At 71.4% G+C, this 16,342-nt stretch carries 8 protein-coding genes; 4 read left to right on the top strand and 4 right to left on the bottom strand.

The genetic code is table 11. From position 1 onward, the window contains the following. Positions 1-17 precede the first annotated feature (17 nt). From B0B14_RS00445 to B0B14_RS00435, 3 genes are all read left to right on the top strand, one after another. Positions 18-1,835 carry a carbohydrate-binding domain-containing protein gene (locus B0B14_RS00445; protein ID WP_076679476.1) on the top strand — a complete coding sequence of 606 codons (1,818 nt, stop codon included), beginning with the start codon at positions 18-20 and terminating at the stop codon, positions 1,833-1,835. A 196-nt stretch (positions 1,836-2,031) separates the two neighbouring features. Further along, a complete protein-coding gene (locus tag B0B14_RS00440; protein ID WP_076679475.1) occupies positions 2,032-5,922 on the top strand; it encodes a hypothetical protein in 3,891 nt (1,296 codons plus the stop codon). A 4-nt stretch (positions 5,923-5,926) separates the two neighbouring features. Further along, positions 5,927-10,780 (top strand): hypothetical protein, encoded by a 4,854-nt coding sequence (locus tag B0B14_RS00435; protein ID WP_076679474.1) that lies wholly within the window; start codon positions 5,927-5,929, stop codon positions 10,778-10,780. A 3-nt stretch (positions 10,781-10,783) separates the two neighbouring features. Here B0B14_RS00435 and B0B14_RS00430 read toward each other — a convergent pair whose 3' ends face one another. After that, positions 10,784-11,212: a YdeI/OmpD-associated family protein gene (locus B0B14_RS00430; RefSeq protein ID WP_076679473.1), complete on the bottom strand. Its 429-nt coding sequence runs from the start codon at positions 11,210-11,212 to the stop codon at positions 10,784-10,786. A gap of 145 nt (positions 11,213-11,357) precedes the next feature. On the opposite strand from B0B14_RS00430, the gene B0B14_RS00425 reads away from it, so the two are divergent. Further along, complete coding sequence (locus B0B14_RS00425) at positions 11,358-11,555, top strand: hypothetical protein (protein WP_076679472.1); 198 nt, start codon at positions 11,358-11,360, stop codon at positions 11,553-11,555. Positions 11,556-12,156: 601 nt separating this feature from the next. Here the strand turns inward: B0B14_RS00425 and B0B14_RS00420 are convergent. The 3 genes from B0B14_RS00420 to B0B14_RS00410 are packed head-to-tail and all read right to left on the bottom strand — an operon-like array spanning position 12,157 to position 16,251. Beyond that, positions 12,157-13,098, bottom strand: a complete 942-nt coding sequence (locus B0B14_RS00420) for an aldose 1-epimerase family protein (RefSeq protein ID WP_076679471.1) — start codon at positions 13,096-13,098, stop codon at positions 12,157-12,159. Between the two features lie 5 nt (positions 13,099-13,103). After that, a complete protein-coding gene (araA, locus tag B0B14_RS00415; protein ID WP_076679470.1) occupies positions 13,104-14,606 on the bottom strand; it encodes an L-arabinose isomerase in 1,503 nt (500 codons plus the stop codon). Between the two features lie 28 nt (positions 14,607-14,634). Continuing rightward, positions 14,635-16,251 carry a xylulokinase gene (locus tag B0B14_RS00410; RefSeq protein ID WP_076679469.1) on the bottom strand — a complete coding sequence of 539 codons (1,617 nt, stop codon included), beginning with the start codon at positions 16,249-16,251 and terminating at the stop codon, positions 14,635-14,637. Positions 16,252-16,342: the final 91 nt, after the last annotated feature.

The following is a 16,342-nucleotide window of genomic DNA, read 5'->3' as shown; positions in this document are numbered from 1 at the left end:
CCCGAGAGGAGCACGCCGTGCTCGATCGACCCTCCGACCCCCGTCCGCACCGCCCCCGCCGCTCGTGGCTCGTGGCCGCGCCGCTCGCCGCCGCTCTGGCTCTGGCCGGGTGCTCGGCGGCCGCCGTGACCGGGCAGGACACGACCGACACCGCGACGACCGAGACCACCTCGGCAGTCACGATGTCGGGCGATGCCACCCAGAGTGCCTCCGATGTACTCGCGCAGAACCAGGAGGCGCACGACTCCGCCGACGACGCGGACTACTCGGCGGCCGACGCGACGACGATCAGCCTCGAGGGCTCGACCGCGTCCGCGTCGGACAGCGCCGGCGTGACGGTCGACGGCTCGACCGTCACGATCACGGCCGCCGGCACCTACGTCCTCAGCGGCGACCTCGCCGGGCAGGTCGTCGTGGACAGCGCGGGGGACGGCATCGTGCAGCTCGTGCTCGACGGCGCGGACATCGCGAACGCCTCCGGGGCGGCGATCGACATCCAGGCCGCCGACGAGGCGATCGTGGTGCTCGCCGACGGATCGGAGAACGCCCTCTCCGACGCGGCCTCATATGCGGACGATGCCGCGGCGAACGCGGCGCTGCACTCCGCCGCCGACCTCACGATCACCGGAACCGGCGCGCTCGAGGTGACGGGCAACGGAAACGACGGCATCACCTCGACCGACGGGCTCGTCATCCAGTCGGGCACGATCACCGTCGACGCGGTGGACGACGGCATCCGTGGAAAGGACTACGTCATCGTCCGCGGCGGCGACATCGCGATCGACGCAGGCGGAGACGGGGTGAAGTCCGACAACGAGACCGAGGCGGATCGCGGCTACATGCTGATCGAGGCGGGCTCGCTCGAGATCGTCTCGGCCGATGAGGGCATCGACGCGTTCACCGACGTCGTGACCACGGGGGGCACGGTCGACATCGTGGCTGGCGGCGGCGCGGATGCCGGGAAGGATGCCGGCGCCAAGGGCGTGTCGGCCGGAACCATCGCGGTGCTCGAGGGCGGCGAGATCACGATCGACGCGGGGGACGACGGCGTCAACACGAACGCCTACGCGCACCTCGCGGGCGCGAGCGTCACCGTGTCGTCGGGTGATGACGCCGTGCACGCCGAGCTGCAGCTCGTCGTCTCCGCCGGCGACGTCACGATCGCACGTGCGGTCGAGGGCTACGAGGCCGGACAGATCACTGTCACGGGCGGCTCCTCCGACCTCACGACGAGCGACGACGGCGTCAACGTGTCGGAGCCCGACGCGGGGACGGCGGCACTCACCCTCGTGATCTCGGGCGGCACGGTCGTGCTCGACGCCGCAGGCGACGGCCTCGACGTCAATTCGGGAGGCATCACCCAGACCGGCGGGACCGTCGTGGTCGCCGGTCCGACGAACGACGGCAATGGCGCGCTCGACGCCGACGGCGGCATGGAGATCTCCGGCGGCACGCTCATCGCGGCGGGATCGAGCGGGATGGCGGTGGCTCCGACGGCGACGTCGGCCCAGGCATCCGTGCAGTTCACGCTCTCGCAGACCGCGCAGGAGGGCGACGTGCTGACGATCGTGGATGCCTCGGGCGCCGCCCTCGCGTCGTTCACGGTCACGAAGGCGACCCAGAGCCTGGTCTACTCGGCGGCGGGACTCGTGAACGCCCAGACCTACACGCTGGCCTCCGGCGGCTCCGCGGGCACGACGGTCGCCGGGCCCCTCGCAGACGCGGGGACCGCGGGCAGTACGACCGTGGCGACCGCCGTGGCGGGCGAGCAGACGTCGTCGGGCATGGGCGGCCCCGGCGGAGGCGGCCCCGGCGGAGGCGGCCAGCGTCCCTGACGTCGCTCCCCCACGGGCCGAGCTCCTGCGGACGCTCGGCCCGTCGCCAATCCCAATTCCGTCGTGCACGCGGGGCCCTGGTGCGCCGCGCGCACCGGGAGTATCGTGACGCGCGTTCCCGCTCATCACGGCCACAAGCCGCCTCCTGAGACCCGACGAGAGCGACAGGAATTGTCGACGGCTCTGGGGGGTCGAGATGGCTCAGGATGATCGGATCGGCGACATCGCGCGCGCAGCGACGACGCGCATCGTGCGCACGGACGCGGCGGAGCGGTTCCATGCCGGGTGGCGCTTCCTCGGCGACGACGACCGCCTGACCCTTCCACCGTGGTTCGGCAGACCGCGCCGCCCCGATGTGTCTGTCGACGTCGTGCGCGGCCGCGACCTCGTCGCCCTCTCCGTCGACTTCTTCGGCGCGCGGATCGCGACCGACGGCGACCTGCCGCACGTCGAGCGCTCGGGTGCGGGGCCGTGGCTCATGGCGGTGACCTTCCCGTACCAGCACGCGCACGAGGAGGCGCAGTACGTCACCGACACCGGTACGGACAAGCCGATCTACCCCGATCCCATCGATCCGACGAACACGACCACGACCCCGCCGAGCGCTCCGGCGAACACCGTCTCCGACAACACCGCTCCGGGCATCCCGGTGGGCTACGTGCCGGCCCGCGCCAGCCGCCTCGTCTTCGCGATCGGACCGCAGGACCGCATCGAGTTCACCCGGGCAGGCATCCTGCGGGCGATGTCGACCCTCACGCCCGCACTCCACCCGAACGCCGAGCCTCCGGGTTCGAGCGGATCGATCGACGACTCCACCGACGGCCGGCGCTTCGTATGGGTCGGCCCGAACCTGATCGCCCGGTACGCAGGATCGCGCATCTTGCTCGAGCGGCCGTCGGCGGCGGATCGCCGGATCCAGCCGCCGCCCGACGCGGCGACGACGCGCGGGGCGCTCGCGTACGCGCAGAACCTCCGATCCGTGCGGGTGGATGCCGCGCGCACCCCCGTCGCCGCCGGGGCGTCGCTCGGCGCCCGCGCCGAGCTGCCGACCGCGCTGAAGGACATCGTCACCCGCATCCCCGACATCACGACGGTGCGGCCGAAGTACTCGAGCCCTCCGACCGACGAGCAGACCGCGATCGAGGCGCCGTACCGCCTGGTGATCTCGCCGTCGAGCGAAGGCCGGTGGGTGCACGCGGACTCCCCCGTTCCGGCCGCAGACGGTCGGCGCAACGTCGAGCTGTGGCACAGCAGGCTGGGGCTGGCAGCGGGCGCCGGCGCGACGGAGAAGAATCCCGACGGGCGCCGCATCATCCGCGCGATCTGGACGCGCGACCGCGACGGGCTGACCCAGGCCACCTGGCGCACGAACGAGGACAGCGACCTCACGCATCCGCTCTCGACGCCGCAGGGCACGGCCGACCTGCCGTTCCGCGGCTCGCTGAACCGGGCCGACCGTCATCGGATCGTGCGGCAGACGGCGGAGAAGTGGCCCGGGATCCGGGACTCCCGATCGGTGCGTCCGGTGCGCGTCGACAAGCTGTGGCTGTCGTCGCTGGGCGCCTGGCTCGACCTGCACGGCGCCTGGTACACGAAGGAGTACTCGCGCCTCGATCCGGGCATGCCGTCGGTGCTCGCGTGGGACCACGTCGCCCCGCTCGGGCGCGACCAGTGGGTGCGGGTCGTGTATCCCGGGTACCTGTATCCGCTGGGGCATCCCGCGGCCCTGGTGAAGATCACCGAGCGGCGCGTCACCCGCACACCCGCCGTCGCGAGCCTCTACCAGATCAAGTTCCTCGTGGTCAGCGAACCGAGCCGCGCGTACACCGCGGCCGACTGGCCGTTCTCGCGCGTCGACATCCGTCCCACCACGACGCCGCCCCTCGCCGACCCCGATGCCGTCGCGAACGACGCGTACAGCAGCCAGACCTACTTCTGGCCGCAGCTCGGCGACGGCTCGTTCTTCGCGTTCGATCTCGACGTGTGGGACAAGGACGGCCGCCCCGGCAGCCTGCGCGCTCCGCTGCTGTGGGTCGCCGAGCACTTCGACCGGCCGGCCGAGGTCGACCTGGAGTACGACGAGGACGACAAGCGCGTCATCCCCGCCCACGGCCAGAAGTTCGCCTTCACGCCTCGCTCGTCCGGGGGCGACTCGATCACCGAGACGCAGCAGCTGCGCTTCCGCGGCCGGGCCTCGCGCGGCGAGTCGGTCCCGTTCCTGAGCTCGGCGGACGTCGTGATGGATGCCGCGCGGCGCCTGTCGAACGTCGGCGCGATCCGCGTCGTCTACAACGACAGCTACCTCGCGAACGGGCTCGGCGAGAAGCCCGGCGACAGCAACCAGGGGCAGCTGTGGGCGAACGTGCTCCTCGCGGAGGCCAAGACGGCCGCACAGGGCACGCTCGATCAGGTCGTGCCGCTGCCGGCCGTCTCGTTCGGCTCGCCGAGCGCCGGCAGCGACCGCGCCGGCGGCTTCGTGACGCCCGATCTGCCGATCCGGGGGCTTTCGACGCTCACCGGGGCCGTCGGCGACATCGTCGGCATGGAGAACCTCGACTTCGATCCGGCCGAGTTCTTCAAGGGAGCGCTGCCGAAGCTCTTCGGCCTCGTGGATCTGTGGGAGCTCATCGACGGCGTGTTCGACGCGACCGGGCTGCCGAATCTCGCGAGCGAAGCGGTCGAGGCGGTCACGAAGCTCGTCGACGACATCGAGAAGCTGCTCGCGACGCTGCAGCAGGTCGTGGACTCCGCACCGGCGGATGCCGCGGCCGCGGCGCAGTCGGCGATGACGCCGATCGAGGCCGTCTTCACCGCGATCGGCGACCTCCTCCGCGAGGGCAACCCCGATCCCGTCAGCACGCGCATCCAGGGCCTCGCCGATGCCTTCGAAGACGTCGCCGATGCGCTCGGCGGTGTGCCGACGACGCATCCGCTCGTCCCTCCGGTGCTGCGCACGACGCTCGCGACCCTGGTCTCGGCGATCGACACCGCAGCCCGCGCAACCGACATGATCGCCCAGCTCACCCGTCTGCTCGAGACGTTCGAGCCCGGACGCCTCGAGACGTCGTTCCGCTACGCGTTCCACCCGAAGCTCTTCACCCACTGGCCCGATGAAGACACCTTCACCCTCATCGAGCTCGCGCCCGACGGCTTCACCCTCGCCGTCGAAGGACGGGTGTCGGGAACCGGCGAGGCCTCGGTGCGCGCGATGGCCGAGATCCGCGGACTGACCCTCCACCTGTTCGGCACGGAGGCCCAGGGCAAGGCGCCTCTCATCCGGATCCCCTTCGAGAACATCTCGTTCATCGCGGGAAGCGACGGCAAGGCCGAGGTCGACGTCAATCTGGGCGAGCTGACCTTCCTCGGCATCCTCAGCTTCGTCGAGATCCTGAAGGACTTCATCCCGCTCGACGGGTTCAGCGACCCGCCGTTCCTCGAGGTCGACTCGTCGGGCCTGAAGGCCGGGTTCACCCTGCCGATCCCGAGTGTCGCGGTCGGTGTCTTCAACCTCTCCAACATCTCGCTCGGCGCCGACGTGCAGGTGCCCTTCCTCGGCGAGGCGTTGAGTTTCGGCTTCACCTTCTGCACCCGCGAGCGTCCGTTCAACCTCTCGGTCATGTGCATCGGCGGCGGCGGGTGGTTCCTCATCCGGCTGAATCCCAAAGGCCTGACCGTGCTGGAGCTGGGACTCGAGGCGGGCGTCATGCTCGCGGTCGACTTCGGCGTCGCATCCGGATCGATCTCGGCCACGATCGGCGTGTACATGCGGCTCGAGTCCGAGAAGGGCCAGCTCACCGCGTACTTCCGCCTCCGCGGCGAGGTCGATGTGCTGGGGCTCATCTCGGCGTCGATCGAGCTGTACCTCGAGCTCACGTACCACTTCGACTCGGGGAAGCTCATCGGCACGGCCCGCCTCACGATCGAGGTGTCGGTGCTCTGCTTCTCCGGCAGTGTGACGATCGAGTGCACACGGCAGTTCGCGGGATCGAAGGGGGATCCGTCGCTCGCCGATCAGCTGCTCGAACCCGACGGCTCCGCACCCGCGTGGGACGAGTACTGGCGCGCCTTCGCGCTGGAAGGAGCGTGAGGTCATGGTCACCGAACACGTCATCGCCCTCGCGCTTCCGCATTCGACGCGACCCGCCGAGGACTTCCACGTCTCGGTGTTCGTGACGCCGAAGCTGACCGGCGACGCCGCCTCCGAGGCCGGCCCCGACGGCACGACCCTGTCGGACTTCGCCGTGTTCTCCGGGTGGGCGGCCGCGGTCAAGGGCGGCCTCACCGTCGAGCTGCGCGACGACAACGGGCCGATCCCGTGCACGGCGGTGGTCGACCCCGTGCGCCCCGACGTGTGGGACGCCCTCTTCCCGGGCTCCACCCCCGTCCGCGCCAACACCGTGCCGCCGTTGGATGAGCGCCGGTGGCGTTCGTTCGATCTGCAGGCCGTCCACGACACCGGCGCGTTCGTCGGACTGCTCACCTCCGTGTCGTCGATCGTCGATCCGCCGGCGCCGGGCTCGCATCCGCTGGCGAAAGACCTGGTCGCCACGCTCCGCCGGCTCAAGGTCATCGCCGGCAGGGCGGGAATCGGCGACGTCGACGACGAGCGCTGGACGCGCGTGCTCGACACCGCCATCGGGGAGGGCAGCGACCGGATCGGCCCGCGCCGGCCGGCCGCGGGCACGACCGCGGCGGCCGACGGGATGCTCGGGGTCCTGACCGCGCTGCACGAAGTGCGCCGGTACTACGACCGGCCCGAGTCGGCCAGGCCGTACCAGGCCGTCCCCGACGCGCCGCCACCGGATCCGCTGACCCCGAAGACCCCCGAGTTCCACGAGCGCGTCGCGATGGTCGGCGACCACGCCGCGCTCCTGCGCGCCCTCGGCCTCGTGATCGATCTCGTCGTGACCGACCCCGCGAGGCTGCGGAAGTCGCGGTGGCTGTCTGCCACCCTGACCGTGCGCACGGACGCCGCCGAGGTGACGGGGGCCGCTCCGCGTGTGCGCTGCGAGGCGACGGCCGACGGCGCGCTGGTGACGGTGCCGGCGACGGCGGACTGGGTGCGCGGCGCGCTCGCGATCGGCGACACCGACCGCTTCGCCGTGCTCGACACCGACGGCGACGGCACGGCGCTGAAGACCGAGCAGTTCCTGCGGGTCCTCCCCCGGCTCCTGCAGCGCCAGGCGAACCGCGAGCCCGGTGACGCGGCCGCCCCGGCCCTCCGCTCCCAGGGCTTCACCCTCGCCCGGAAGGGCCAGGCATCCGCCCTGTTCGACCGCATCGGCCGCCAGAAGCAGCTCGAGGCGCAGTTCGCCACATCCGCCCCTCCGGCCGGCGGTGGACTCGAGGTGCTGAGCGAAGACGTCGCACGCGGCATGCGCGTCGAGGTGTGGACGGTGCAGGACGGCGAGTGGCGCTCGTTGCACGCTCGGCGCTCGACGGCCGAGGTGACCGGGCTGGCCGACGCCGTCGACCTGGGCGCCGGGCAGGGGTTCATCCAGGGCGCCCCGGCCGAGGAGACCCCCGTGGCGCCGGATGCCCCACCCCCGCCGATCAACGTCCACGAGGCCATGTTCGGCTGGGAGGGGTGGAGCCTGTCGGTGCCCAAGCCCGGCAAGCGCGTCCGCAACGAGCTGGTGACCCAGCCCGACGGATCGCAGAAGCTCGAGGAGATCGTCGAGCCGGCACCCGCTGCCGTGCCGGTCGACGCCACCCATCCGATCGGCTTCACGCACACGATCGTCCCGGGCACTCTGCCGAAGCTCCGGTACGGCAACGACTACGCGTTCCGCGCCTGGCTCGTCGACCTCGCCGGCAATGTACGACCCCCGGCGCTCCCTCCCGCGGCTCCGGATGCCGGCGGTCGCGCACGCGGCGCGGGCGATCTCCGGCGGCGCGGGGACGAGCGGGGACGCACCCCGATCGCGCTCGGCCGGATCGCACTGCCGGAGGCCGTGGCCGAGAAGCTGCAGAAGACGCTCGACAGCCGATGGAAGAAGGAGGCGCCCGCCAGGGAGCGCGCGTCCGGATTCGGCCGGCTCGGGCCGGCAGCCGAGACGCTGCACGCCGCCACCGCCGCCTCGATCGCCGACCCGGCCTCGCTGGTCCCCGACCGCCCCACCCCGACACTCGGACGCACCGAGCAGACCGCGCTGCGCGCGGAGATCTCCCGCGTCCTCGGCCGGGTCGACATCGGCGCGGCCTCCGCGGGCGGCGACGTCCTGTCTGCTTCGGCACCCTCGCGGGCGGCCGCGATCACCCAGCGTGTGCGCGAGACCGTGAGCTCGACCACGGGGGCCGCCTTCGGCATCACCGCGGTGACGGATCGCGCGACGATCGACGCGGCCATCGCCGCGCAGATCGGTCGCGGGCTCACCGAGTTCACGCCGGGCCTGATCGATCCGGGGGCCGTCGCCGAGGCCCTGCGCACCATGACGGCGCCTCGCCCGTTCCTGCGATGGGATCCGGTGCCGCCGCCCACCCTCGTACCCCGCGCACGCTACAGCGAGGGCGAGTCGCAGCGCGTCATCGTCATCCGCAGCGGCGTGACGCAGCATCCGGACACCCTCGAGGTGACGCTGACCGATCCCGTCGCCTATCGCTCGGCCGTCGCGGCCGTCGATCCCGACTCGCCGTTCCAATCCGTCGGCCAGAGGCACCTGGTGCCGCCCAAGATCGGGCAGCTCCAGGCCGAGTACCACGGCAAGTTCGACGAGCTCGTGGGCGACGGCTCCGATGCCGGCCTGAAGGCGGCGCTCGGTGCGGCCCTGCGCGAGAACGGCACGCTGTACGACATCGACGTCGCCGACATCGACGCCCCGGGAGCCCGCACGCCGGTGCCGGGCGTCTCGATCGTCCACGACGCGAGCGTCGATCCGGCCGATCTCGTCACCCTCCCGATCCCCCAGGGCGATGCCCCGCCGGCCGGGCAGTACGTCGTGCACGACGTCGACGACCTCGTCACGCCCTACCTCCCGGATCCCCTCGCGAAGGGCGTGTCGATCGTCTTCCCCGACGCGACGACCGATCCGGCTCTCCCCCTGCCCTTCGGCATCGAGGGCTTCACCGCGGAGTACGACGTGGAGCAGCCCCGCGGGTGGCCGCTCGTGCGTCCGTACCGGCTGACGCTCACCGACGGGCCGACCGCGCGGGCATCGGTGGACGGCCGGGTGATCGACCTCGCGCTGCCCCCCGGAACGGTCCAGCGGTTCCGCATCTCCAGCAGCCTGCACGACGAGGCTCTCACCGTGCTCGGGATGTGGCGGAGCCTCCCGGCCGTCGTGCAGTCGCTCGAGATCGTCCGCGAGGCCGTTCGCGACGGCTACCTGTGGTCGCTGACCCCGAAGGAGGACGTGCTGCTCGTGCACGCCGTGCCCCGACCGGTCCGTGCGCCCCGCCCGGTGAACGTGCGTTCGGTGCGCGGCGCCTCGCAGACGTACGCGAGTCTGTTCGGCGGCGTGCACGTGCACGGCCCGAGCACCGAGCAGCTCACGATCGAGGCATCCTGGACCGAGCCCGTGGACGACCTCGGCCTCCCCGTCTGGGAGGAGCGCGCGAGCAGGGGCATCGCGGGCACCACGAAGGTCACCGAGCAGGAGCGGCTGGGCATCCTCTTCGCCCAGGACCTCCTCCCCTCGGGCGACCTCGACTGGGCGCCGGACCCGGGCATCCGCATCCACGGCCTCCGCCACGAGTTCGGCGACACGAAGCACCGCATGGTCGACTACCGACTGCGCGCATCGACGCGCTTCCGCGAGTACTTCCCGCCTGCGCTCCTGCAGCGGGCGCCGGATGCCGCACCTTTCGACGACGGATCGAGTGTCGTGAGCGACGTGCTGCGCCTCTCGGTGCCCTCGTCCGCGCGTCCCGAGCCGCCCGTCGTGCACTCCGTGGTGCCGCTGTTCCGATGGTCGAACGACGATCCGACCCTCGTCGACGACCCCGCCACCGCGCAGGACGAAGGCCCCGCCGACGACGAGGGCGGCGTGCATCCCGCGCAGCCGATGGCGGAGCGCCATGTGCGCCGAGCGGGGCTGCGCATCTATCTCCAGCGGCCGTGGTTCTCCTCCGGAGAGGGCGAGCTGCTCGGCATCCTGCTCGGCAGCTCGGATGCCGCCGGCCCGTACTCGCTGTGGGCGCAGGACCCGATCTGGACGAGCGCATCGTGGGACGACCCGCACCTGCAGGGCCTGACGCTCATCGACTTCTGGCGCGCCACCGGCGTGGACGACGACTGGCGCCCGGGTGAGCCCGTCGCGATCGAGACCGGGCTGCCGCTGCCCACGGCAGCAGGAGGAACGACGACCTACCGGGCGACCGTGCTGGGCTATCGCCCGCAGTACAACGCGGATCGACGGCTCTGGTACGTGGATGTCGCGCTCAACCCCGGTGCCGTCACCTGGCCGTTCATCCGACTCGCCCTGGCCCGCTATCAGCCCGAGAGCGTCGCGGGCCTGGAGCTGTCGAGTCCGGTCTCGAGCGACTTCGTGCAGGTGCCACCCGAGCGGACGGCGCTGGTGAGCCGGCTCGATGAGCACGAGGTACGCGTCGTGGTGAGCGGACCCGTGCCGGTGCGGCGAAGCGGATCGCGTCGTCCGCCTCTCACCGATCTCGAGGCGATCGCCCTCAATCGCCTCGTCGTGGCACGCCTGCAGAAGGCGGACCCCGATCTTCCGGGCGACCTCGGCTGGATCACGGTCGATACGCGTCGCATGGATGTGGCCGCGTACCAGCAGGCCGAGCGCACGATCGCGTGGGGCACGACGCTCGGCGCGAGCGACGAGATCCCGCTGCAGCGCCCGGGGCCGGAGGCATCCGGCTGGCGCGTCACCGTGGAGGAGTGGGAGAGATTCCCCGGAGACCCCGCGGTCGGCTCGGCGACCATCGCCGCGCCCCCGCCGGTGTGGGAGCAGCGGCTGGTGTTCGCCGACGAGATCTACCTGTAGGCCTCAGGAGAGCTTGTCGACGATCGACTCGATTCGCCGGCTGCGCGTCTCGGCGGCCTTCGCACCGAGGACGTTCGTGACGTGCGCCTTCTTCGCGCTCGGCGAGAGCTTCTCGAACGCCTCCGTCACGCCTCCCGCCGCGAGCGCCGACGCGAGATCCTCCGGCACGTCGACGGTGCGCGGGGCCGTGTCGAGGGTCAGGTCGACGGTGATCGCATCACCGCCCCGGATGCCGCTGGCGGCGCGCTTGTCCGAAGAGAAGGCGATGAGGTACTTCCCTCCCATCGAGGCGACCGTCGAGCGGTATTCGAATCCGTTGACCGTGACATCGACGGCCGGTCGTCTGCCGCCGCCGAGTTCGTCGAGCACCTCGGGCGGCACTTCGATGCCGGTGTTGTTGCCCATCTGGCGGAGAGTCGATTCGAAACGCACGTGCCGAGCATGACACCTCGGGCGGATTCTTGTCGATCATCCCGCAGAGGCGGTAGCACCGCGCTCGCGCGTTGGCAATCCCCTGACGACGAGTGCCGAGGAGACATAGCGTGGAGTTCACCAGCCTTTGACGAGAGGAGCCCTCATGGGATTCATCGATGACGCGAAAGAGACCGCCGACACGGCCGGCCGCAAGATCAAGGACGCGTGGGACGACACCGCCGACAAGATCGGCGACAAGGTCGACGAGGCCAAGGCCGACGCCAACGTCAAGAAGGCCGAGGCAGAGCGCGACTCCGTCGAGAAGCGCAACGAAGTCAAGGAGAAGCTCCGCGACGAGTGAGGCTTCGCGACGCCCGCGTCGCATCTGAACCAGAGGGCCTTGGAGAACACTCCGGGGCCCTCCGTTCATGCGGTCGGACGCCGCGTCGTCCAATCCGTCCCGGGCCGCGCTCCGAACAGGGAGGACGCGGCACCCGTCGCTCACCGAACAGGGAGGTCGTCATCACCATCGATCGGCTGCGCCTTCCTGAGCGCAATCGCGCGGTTCCTCCTCGTCGGATCCGCGCTCACCATTCTCGCGCTGCACACGTTCGGGCCTCCGCCCGATCGCAGCGCTCCGTCGTCGGGCCTCACGGCCCGATCGTCCGGGATCGCGCCACGGATGTCGGGGCGCAGATCGCCGGCGCCCAGGGGGTGCGGGAGCCAGGGGGCCTTCCCGCACCCTCCAGGGTCGTCGCGATCGTCGCCGTCACCGCTGGGGGGCGGGACTCATCCGGATCGCGGTCGGCGCCGGCTTCGTCGTGATGGCGATCGGCGCAAACCGGAATCTCTGGGGGAGCCGCGACGCTCGCTCGTGGACGCATCGTCGTCCCGCGGGCGGGCGTCGTGGGGGCTCTCCCCAGCGTCGCAGTCGAGACCACCGGAACTGACGGCGTTCGACGTCAGAGCGCCGCGATCCTCCACGAGGCCTCGGCCGTCGCGCCGGGCTCGAGCACGATGAGCCCCGCGTCGAAGTCGTACGTGTCCGCGTTGTAGGCATCGGGCGCACACGTCATCGGCTCGACGGCGAGTCCTGCACGATGCCCCGGCTTGCCGAGGCCCTTGTCGGCCGTGTGGATCTGCACCCACGGGCACGCGTGACCCCACACCATCTCGACGCCCGTGCCCTCCGGGTCGGTCAGCCGCACCGCGGTCACCCCGGACTCGTCGCGTGCGAGACCCGTGTAGGCGTGGTCGATCTCGACCGCACCCAGCACGCGCGGCTCGCGGAAGTCGAACCGCGCCGCGTCGTCGGCGTCGACGGCGCGCAGCTCGGTCGGGCTCAGCCGCTCGTCGACCTGCAGGACGCGCTCGGCCGGCAGCGTCAGAGTCCAGGTGTCCAGTGCCGACGGACCGGCCACCAGGTAGGGGTGCGGCCCGGTGCCCCATGGCGCGGCATCCGTGCTGAGGTTGCGCGCGCGCACGGTCTGCGTGAGGCCGTCGGTCGACAGCGCGAAGGTCGTCTCGACCTCGATGCGCCACGGGTACGAGGTCTGCGGCTCGATCGTGGCCGCGAGGGTGACGTGATCGGGACCCTTGTCGATGGCCTCGAACGCCAGCCATCCGGCGAGACCGTGGAGAGCGTGACCTCGGGCGGGCTCGGTCAGCGCGAGCAGGTAGTCCTCCCCTCCGAACGAGTACCTTCCGTCGACGACGCGGTTCGGCCACGGCGCGAGGGTCGCTCCCCGGTAGCCCATGCGCACCTCGTCGGCGTCGTACGAGACGGTGAGGTCGCGTCCGCGGTGCGTGAACGAGCGCAGCGAGGCGCCGACGCTCGCGATGACGGCGTCGTAGTCGCCGGATCGGAGCGCGTGCTGGGTGCCGGAGAGGGGGGTGCGTGCCATGCGTGTCAGAGTCCCTGCGCGAGTCGGTAGTAGGCCTGGTTCCAGCGCAGCTCCTTCTGGAAGCCGCGCACCGTCGTGTCCTCGTCGATGACGACGAGCTCGGTCCGCGCGATCTCGGCGAAGTCGCGGAAGACCTCGATGCCGACGGCGGTCGTCATCACAGTATGGTGGGCCGCGCCCGCCGTGAGCCAGCAGGCCGCGCTCGTGGCGAAGTCGGGAGCGGGCTTCCAGACCGCCCGGCCGACGGGCAGCTGCGGCAGATCGGGCGCCTCGATGTTCTCCACCACGTTGGCCACGAGCCGGAACCGGTCGCGCATGTCGGACATGGCCACGACGAGGGCGCTGCCCGGATCGGCCGTGAAGACGAGCCGCACGGGGTCGTCCTTGCCGCCGATGCCGAGCGGGTGGATCTCGAGGCGCGGACGCTGCGACGTGATCGAGGGCGCGACTTCGAGCATGTGCGCACCCAGGATCTTCTCGTCGCCCGCGACGAGGTCGTACGTGTAGTCCTCCATGAGGGTCGCTCCCCCGGGGAGGCCCGCACCCATGACGTTCGCCACGCGCACGAGGATCGCGGTCTTCCAGTCGCCCTCCGCCCCGAACCCGTAGCCCTCGGCCATGAGCCGCTGCACCGCGAGGCCCGGCAGCTGAGTCAGGGCGCCGAGGTCTTCGAACGACGTCGTGAAGGCGCCGAAGCCCCCGGCCTCGAGGAACGACCGCAGGCCGACCTCGATGGCGGCCCCGTCGCGGAGCGACTGGTGGCGCTCCGCGCCCGGGAGCAGCTCGTCGGCGACGTCGTACAGCTCGACGTACTCGGCGACGAGGGCGTCGACCTGCGCGTCTGTCGCCGCGGCCACCGCATCGGCGAGCTCGTTGACACCCCACGTGTTGACCTGGACACCGAACCGCAGCTCCGCCTCGGTCTTGTCGCCCTCGGTGACTGCGACGTAGCGCATGTTGTCGCCGAAGCGGGCGAGCTTCAGAGAACGCACGGCCGCCCACCCGGCGGCGGCGCGCTGCCAGTCCTCGATCTGCTGCACGACGGCCGGGTTCGACACGTGGCCGACCACGGTCTTGCGCGCGACGCCCAGACGCGTCTGGATGTACCCGAACTCGCGATCGCCGTGCGCGGCCTGGTTTAGATTCATGAAGTCGAAGTCGATGTCGGCCCACGGCAGCTCCACATTGGCCTGCGTGTGCAGGTGCAGCAGCGGTTTCTGAAGGGCGTCGAGACCGGAGATCCACATCTTGGCGGGGCTGAACGTGTGCATCCACGCGATCACGCCGATGACGTCGTCGCGGCCGTTCACCTCGAGGGCGAGCCGGCGGATCGAGTCGGAGTCCTTCAGGACCGGCTTCCACACGACCTTCACGGGGAGGTCGGAAAGCCCACCGGCGACGGCCTGCGACTGCTCGGCGACCTGACGGAGCGTCTCCTCGCCGTACAGGTTCTGGCTTCCGGTGACGAACCAGACCTCGTAGGCCTCGAGCGAGCGGGAGAGGGTCATGGGGTTTCCTTTCGGGAGGGCCTGCGGGTCAGAGGGCGTCGACGGCGGATGCCTCGACGGCGAGTCCTGCGCGGTAGCGGTCGAGGTAGGCGGCGTAGCCGGCGACGTCGGCGGGGTCGGGCTCCACGACCACGACGTCGGCGTCGCGGAACACGACCTCGTCCAGGTATGTCGCGAGGTCGCCGCCCCGCCCCAGGTACGCCGCGAGCACGGCGATGCCCCACGCGCCGCCCTCGGAGGCGGTATCGCCGACGGCGACCGGTGCGGCGAGCGCACCGGCGAGCAGTCGCTGGGCGACGCCCGCTGTGCGGAAGATGCCGCCGTGCGCGAACATCCGCTCCAGCGTCACGCCCTCCGCCTCGAGCACGCGCATGCCGAGGGTCAGCGTCGCGAAGACGCCGTAGACCTGCGCGCGCATGAAGTTGGCCAGGGTCAGGGAGCTGTCGGGCGTGCGCACCACGAGAGGGCGCCCTTCGTCCAGACCCGCGAGGGGCTCGCCGGCCAGCTGGTTGTAGGCGAGGATCCCCCCGGCGTCAGGCTCGCCGTCGAGCGCTTCGCGCAGCAGCGCACCGAAGGTCGCATCGGCGCCCACCGGCGCTCCCGCGGCGGCGGCGAAGCGCCCGAAGAGCGACGCCCACGCACCGAGCTCGCTGGCACCGTTGTTGCAGTGGACCATCGCGACCGCGTCGCCGGCGGGCGTCGTGACGAGGTCGAGCTCCTCGTGGGCGCGGGAGAGCGGATGCTCGAGCACGACCATCGCGAAGATGCTCGTGCCCGCGCTGACATTGCCCGTGCGCGGGGCGACCGCGTGGGTGGCGACCATGCCGGTGCCGGCGTCGCCCTCGGGCGGGCACAGCGGGATTCCCGGGCGGAGCGCCTCGGTGGGGTCGAGGAGGGCGGCGCCCTCCACCGTCAGATTCCCCGCGGCCTGGCCGGCGACGAGCACCTCGGGCAGCAGCGCCCGGAGATGGAATGCGGCGTGCGCTCCCCGCGCCCGCCGGAGGGCGTCGTACCTCTCCAGGAGGTCCGCGTCGTAGTCGCACGTCGCCGAGTCGATCGGGAACATGCCCGACGCGTCTCCGACCCCCAGCACGGCGCGACCCGTCAGGCGCCAATGCACGTATCCGGCGAGGGTCGTGATGAAGCCCACGTCGGGCACGTGCGGCTCGTCGTCAAGCAGAGCCTGGTGCAGGTGGGCGATCGACCAGCGCAGCGGGATGTTGACCCCCAGCAGGGCGCTGAGTTCGGCGGAGGCCGCCCCCGTGGAGGTGTTGCGCCACGTGCGGAAGGGCACGAGCAGATCGCCCGACGAATCGAACGCCAGGTAGCCGTGCATCATGGCCGAGACGCCGATGGCGCCGAAGGTGCGTGGCTGGACGTCGTACCGCGCCCGGACGTCGGAGACGAGCGCGGCATAGGCCGTCTGCAGCCCGGTCCACACGTCGTCGAGCGCGTACGTCCACACGCGGTCGACGAAGGCGTTCTCCCAGTCGTGCACGCCGACCGCCAGGACACGCGTGGGATCGTCGGCCGCGATCAGGCAGGCCTTGATGCGGGTCGATCCGAATTCGATCCCGAGCGCCGTGGCGCCTCGCTCGATCGCGTCGCGGACGGCCGCCGAGTCGTCGGTCGCGGTGGGGCTCACGGGGTCCTCCGTTGGTCACGTGGGCGGGATGCGGCATCCGCCGGTTGCATGTTACCGGTAACAAACGCGAAGTGCCAGAGGCTGCGCACGC

The sequence above is a fragment of the Microbacterium sp. RU33B genome (assembly GCF_900155915.1).
Lineage (GTDB): Bacteria > Actinomycetota > Actinomycetes > Actinomycetales > Microbacteriaceae > Microbacterium.
Note: the sequence above shows the minus strand (reverse complement) of the source record. Positions and strands in the feature narration are given on the sequence as shown.

What these genes read in the sequence shown, in the direction of transcription:
- B0B14_RS00440 (WP_076679475.1), top strand. Translation starts at nt 2,032, where the DNA reads ATGGCTCAGGATGATCGGATCGGCGACATCGCGCGCGCAGCGACGACG.
- B0B14_RS00435 (WP_076679474.1), top strand. Translation starts at nt 5,927, where the DNA reads ATGGTCACCGAACACGTCATCGCCCTCGCGCTTCCGCATTCGACGCGA.
- B0B14_RS00425 (WP_076679472.1), top strand. Translation starts at nt 11,358, where the DNA reads ATGGGATTCATCGATGACGCGAAAGAGACCGCCGACACGGCCGGCCGC.
- B0B14_RS00420 (WP_076679471.1), bottom strand. Translation starts at nt 13,098, where the DNA reads ATGGCACGCACCCCCCTCTCCGGCACCCAGCACGCGCTCCGATCCGGC.
- araA (WP_076679470.1), bottom strand. Translation starts at nt 14,606, where the DNA reads ATGACCCTCTCCCGCTCGCTCGAGGCCTACGAGGTCTGGTTCGTCACC.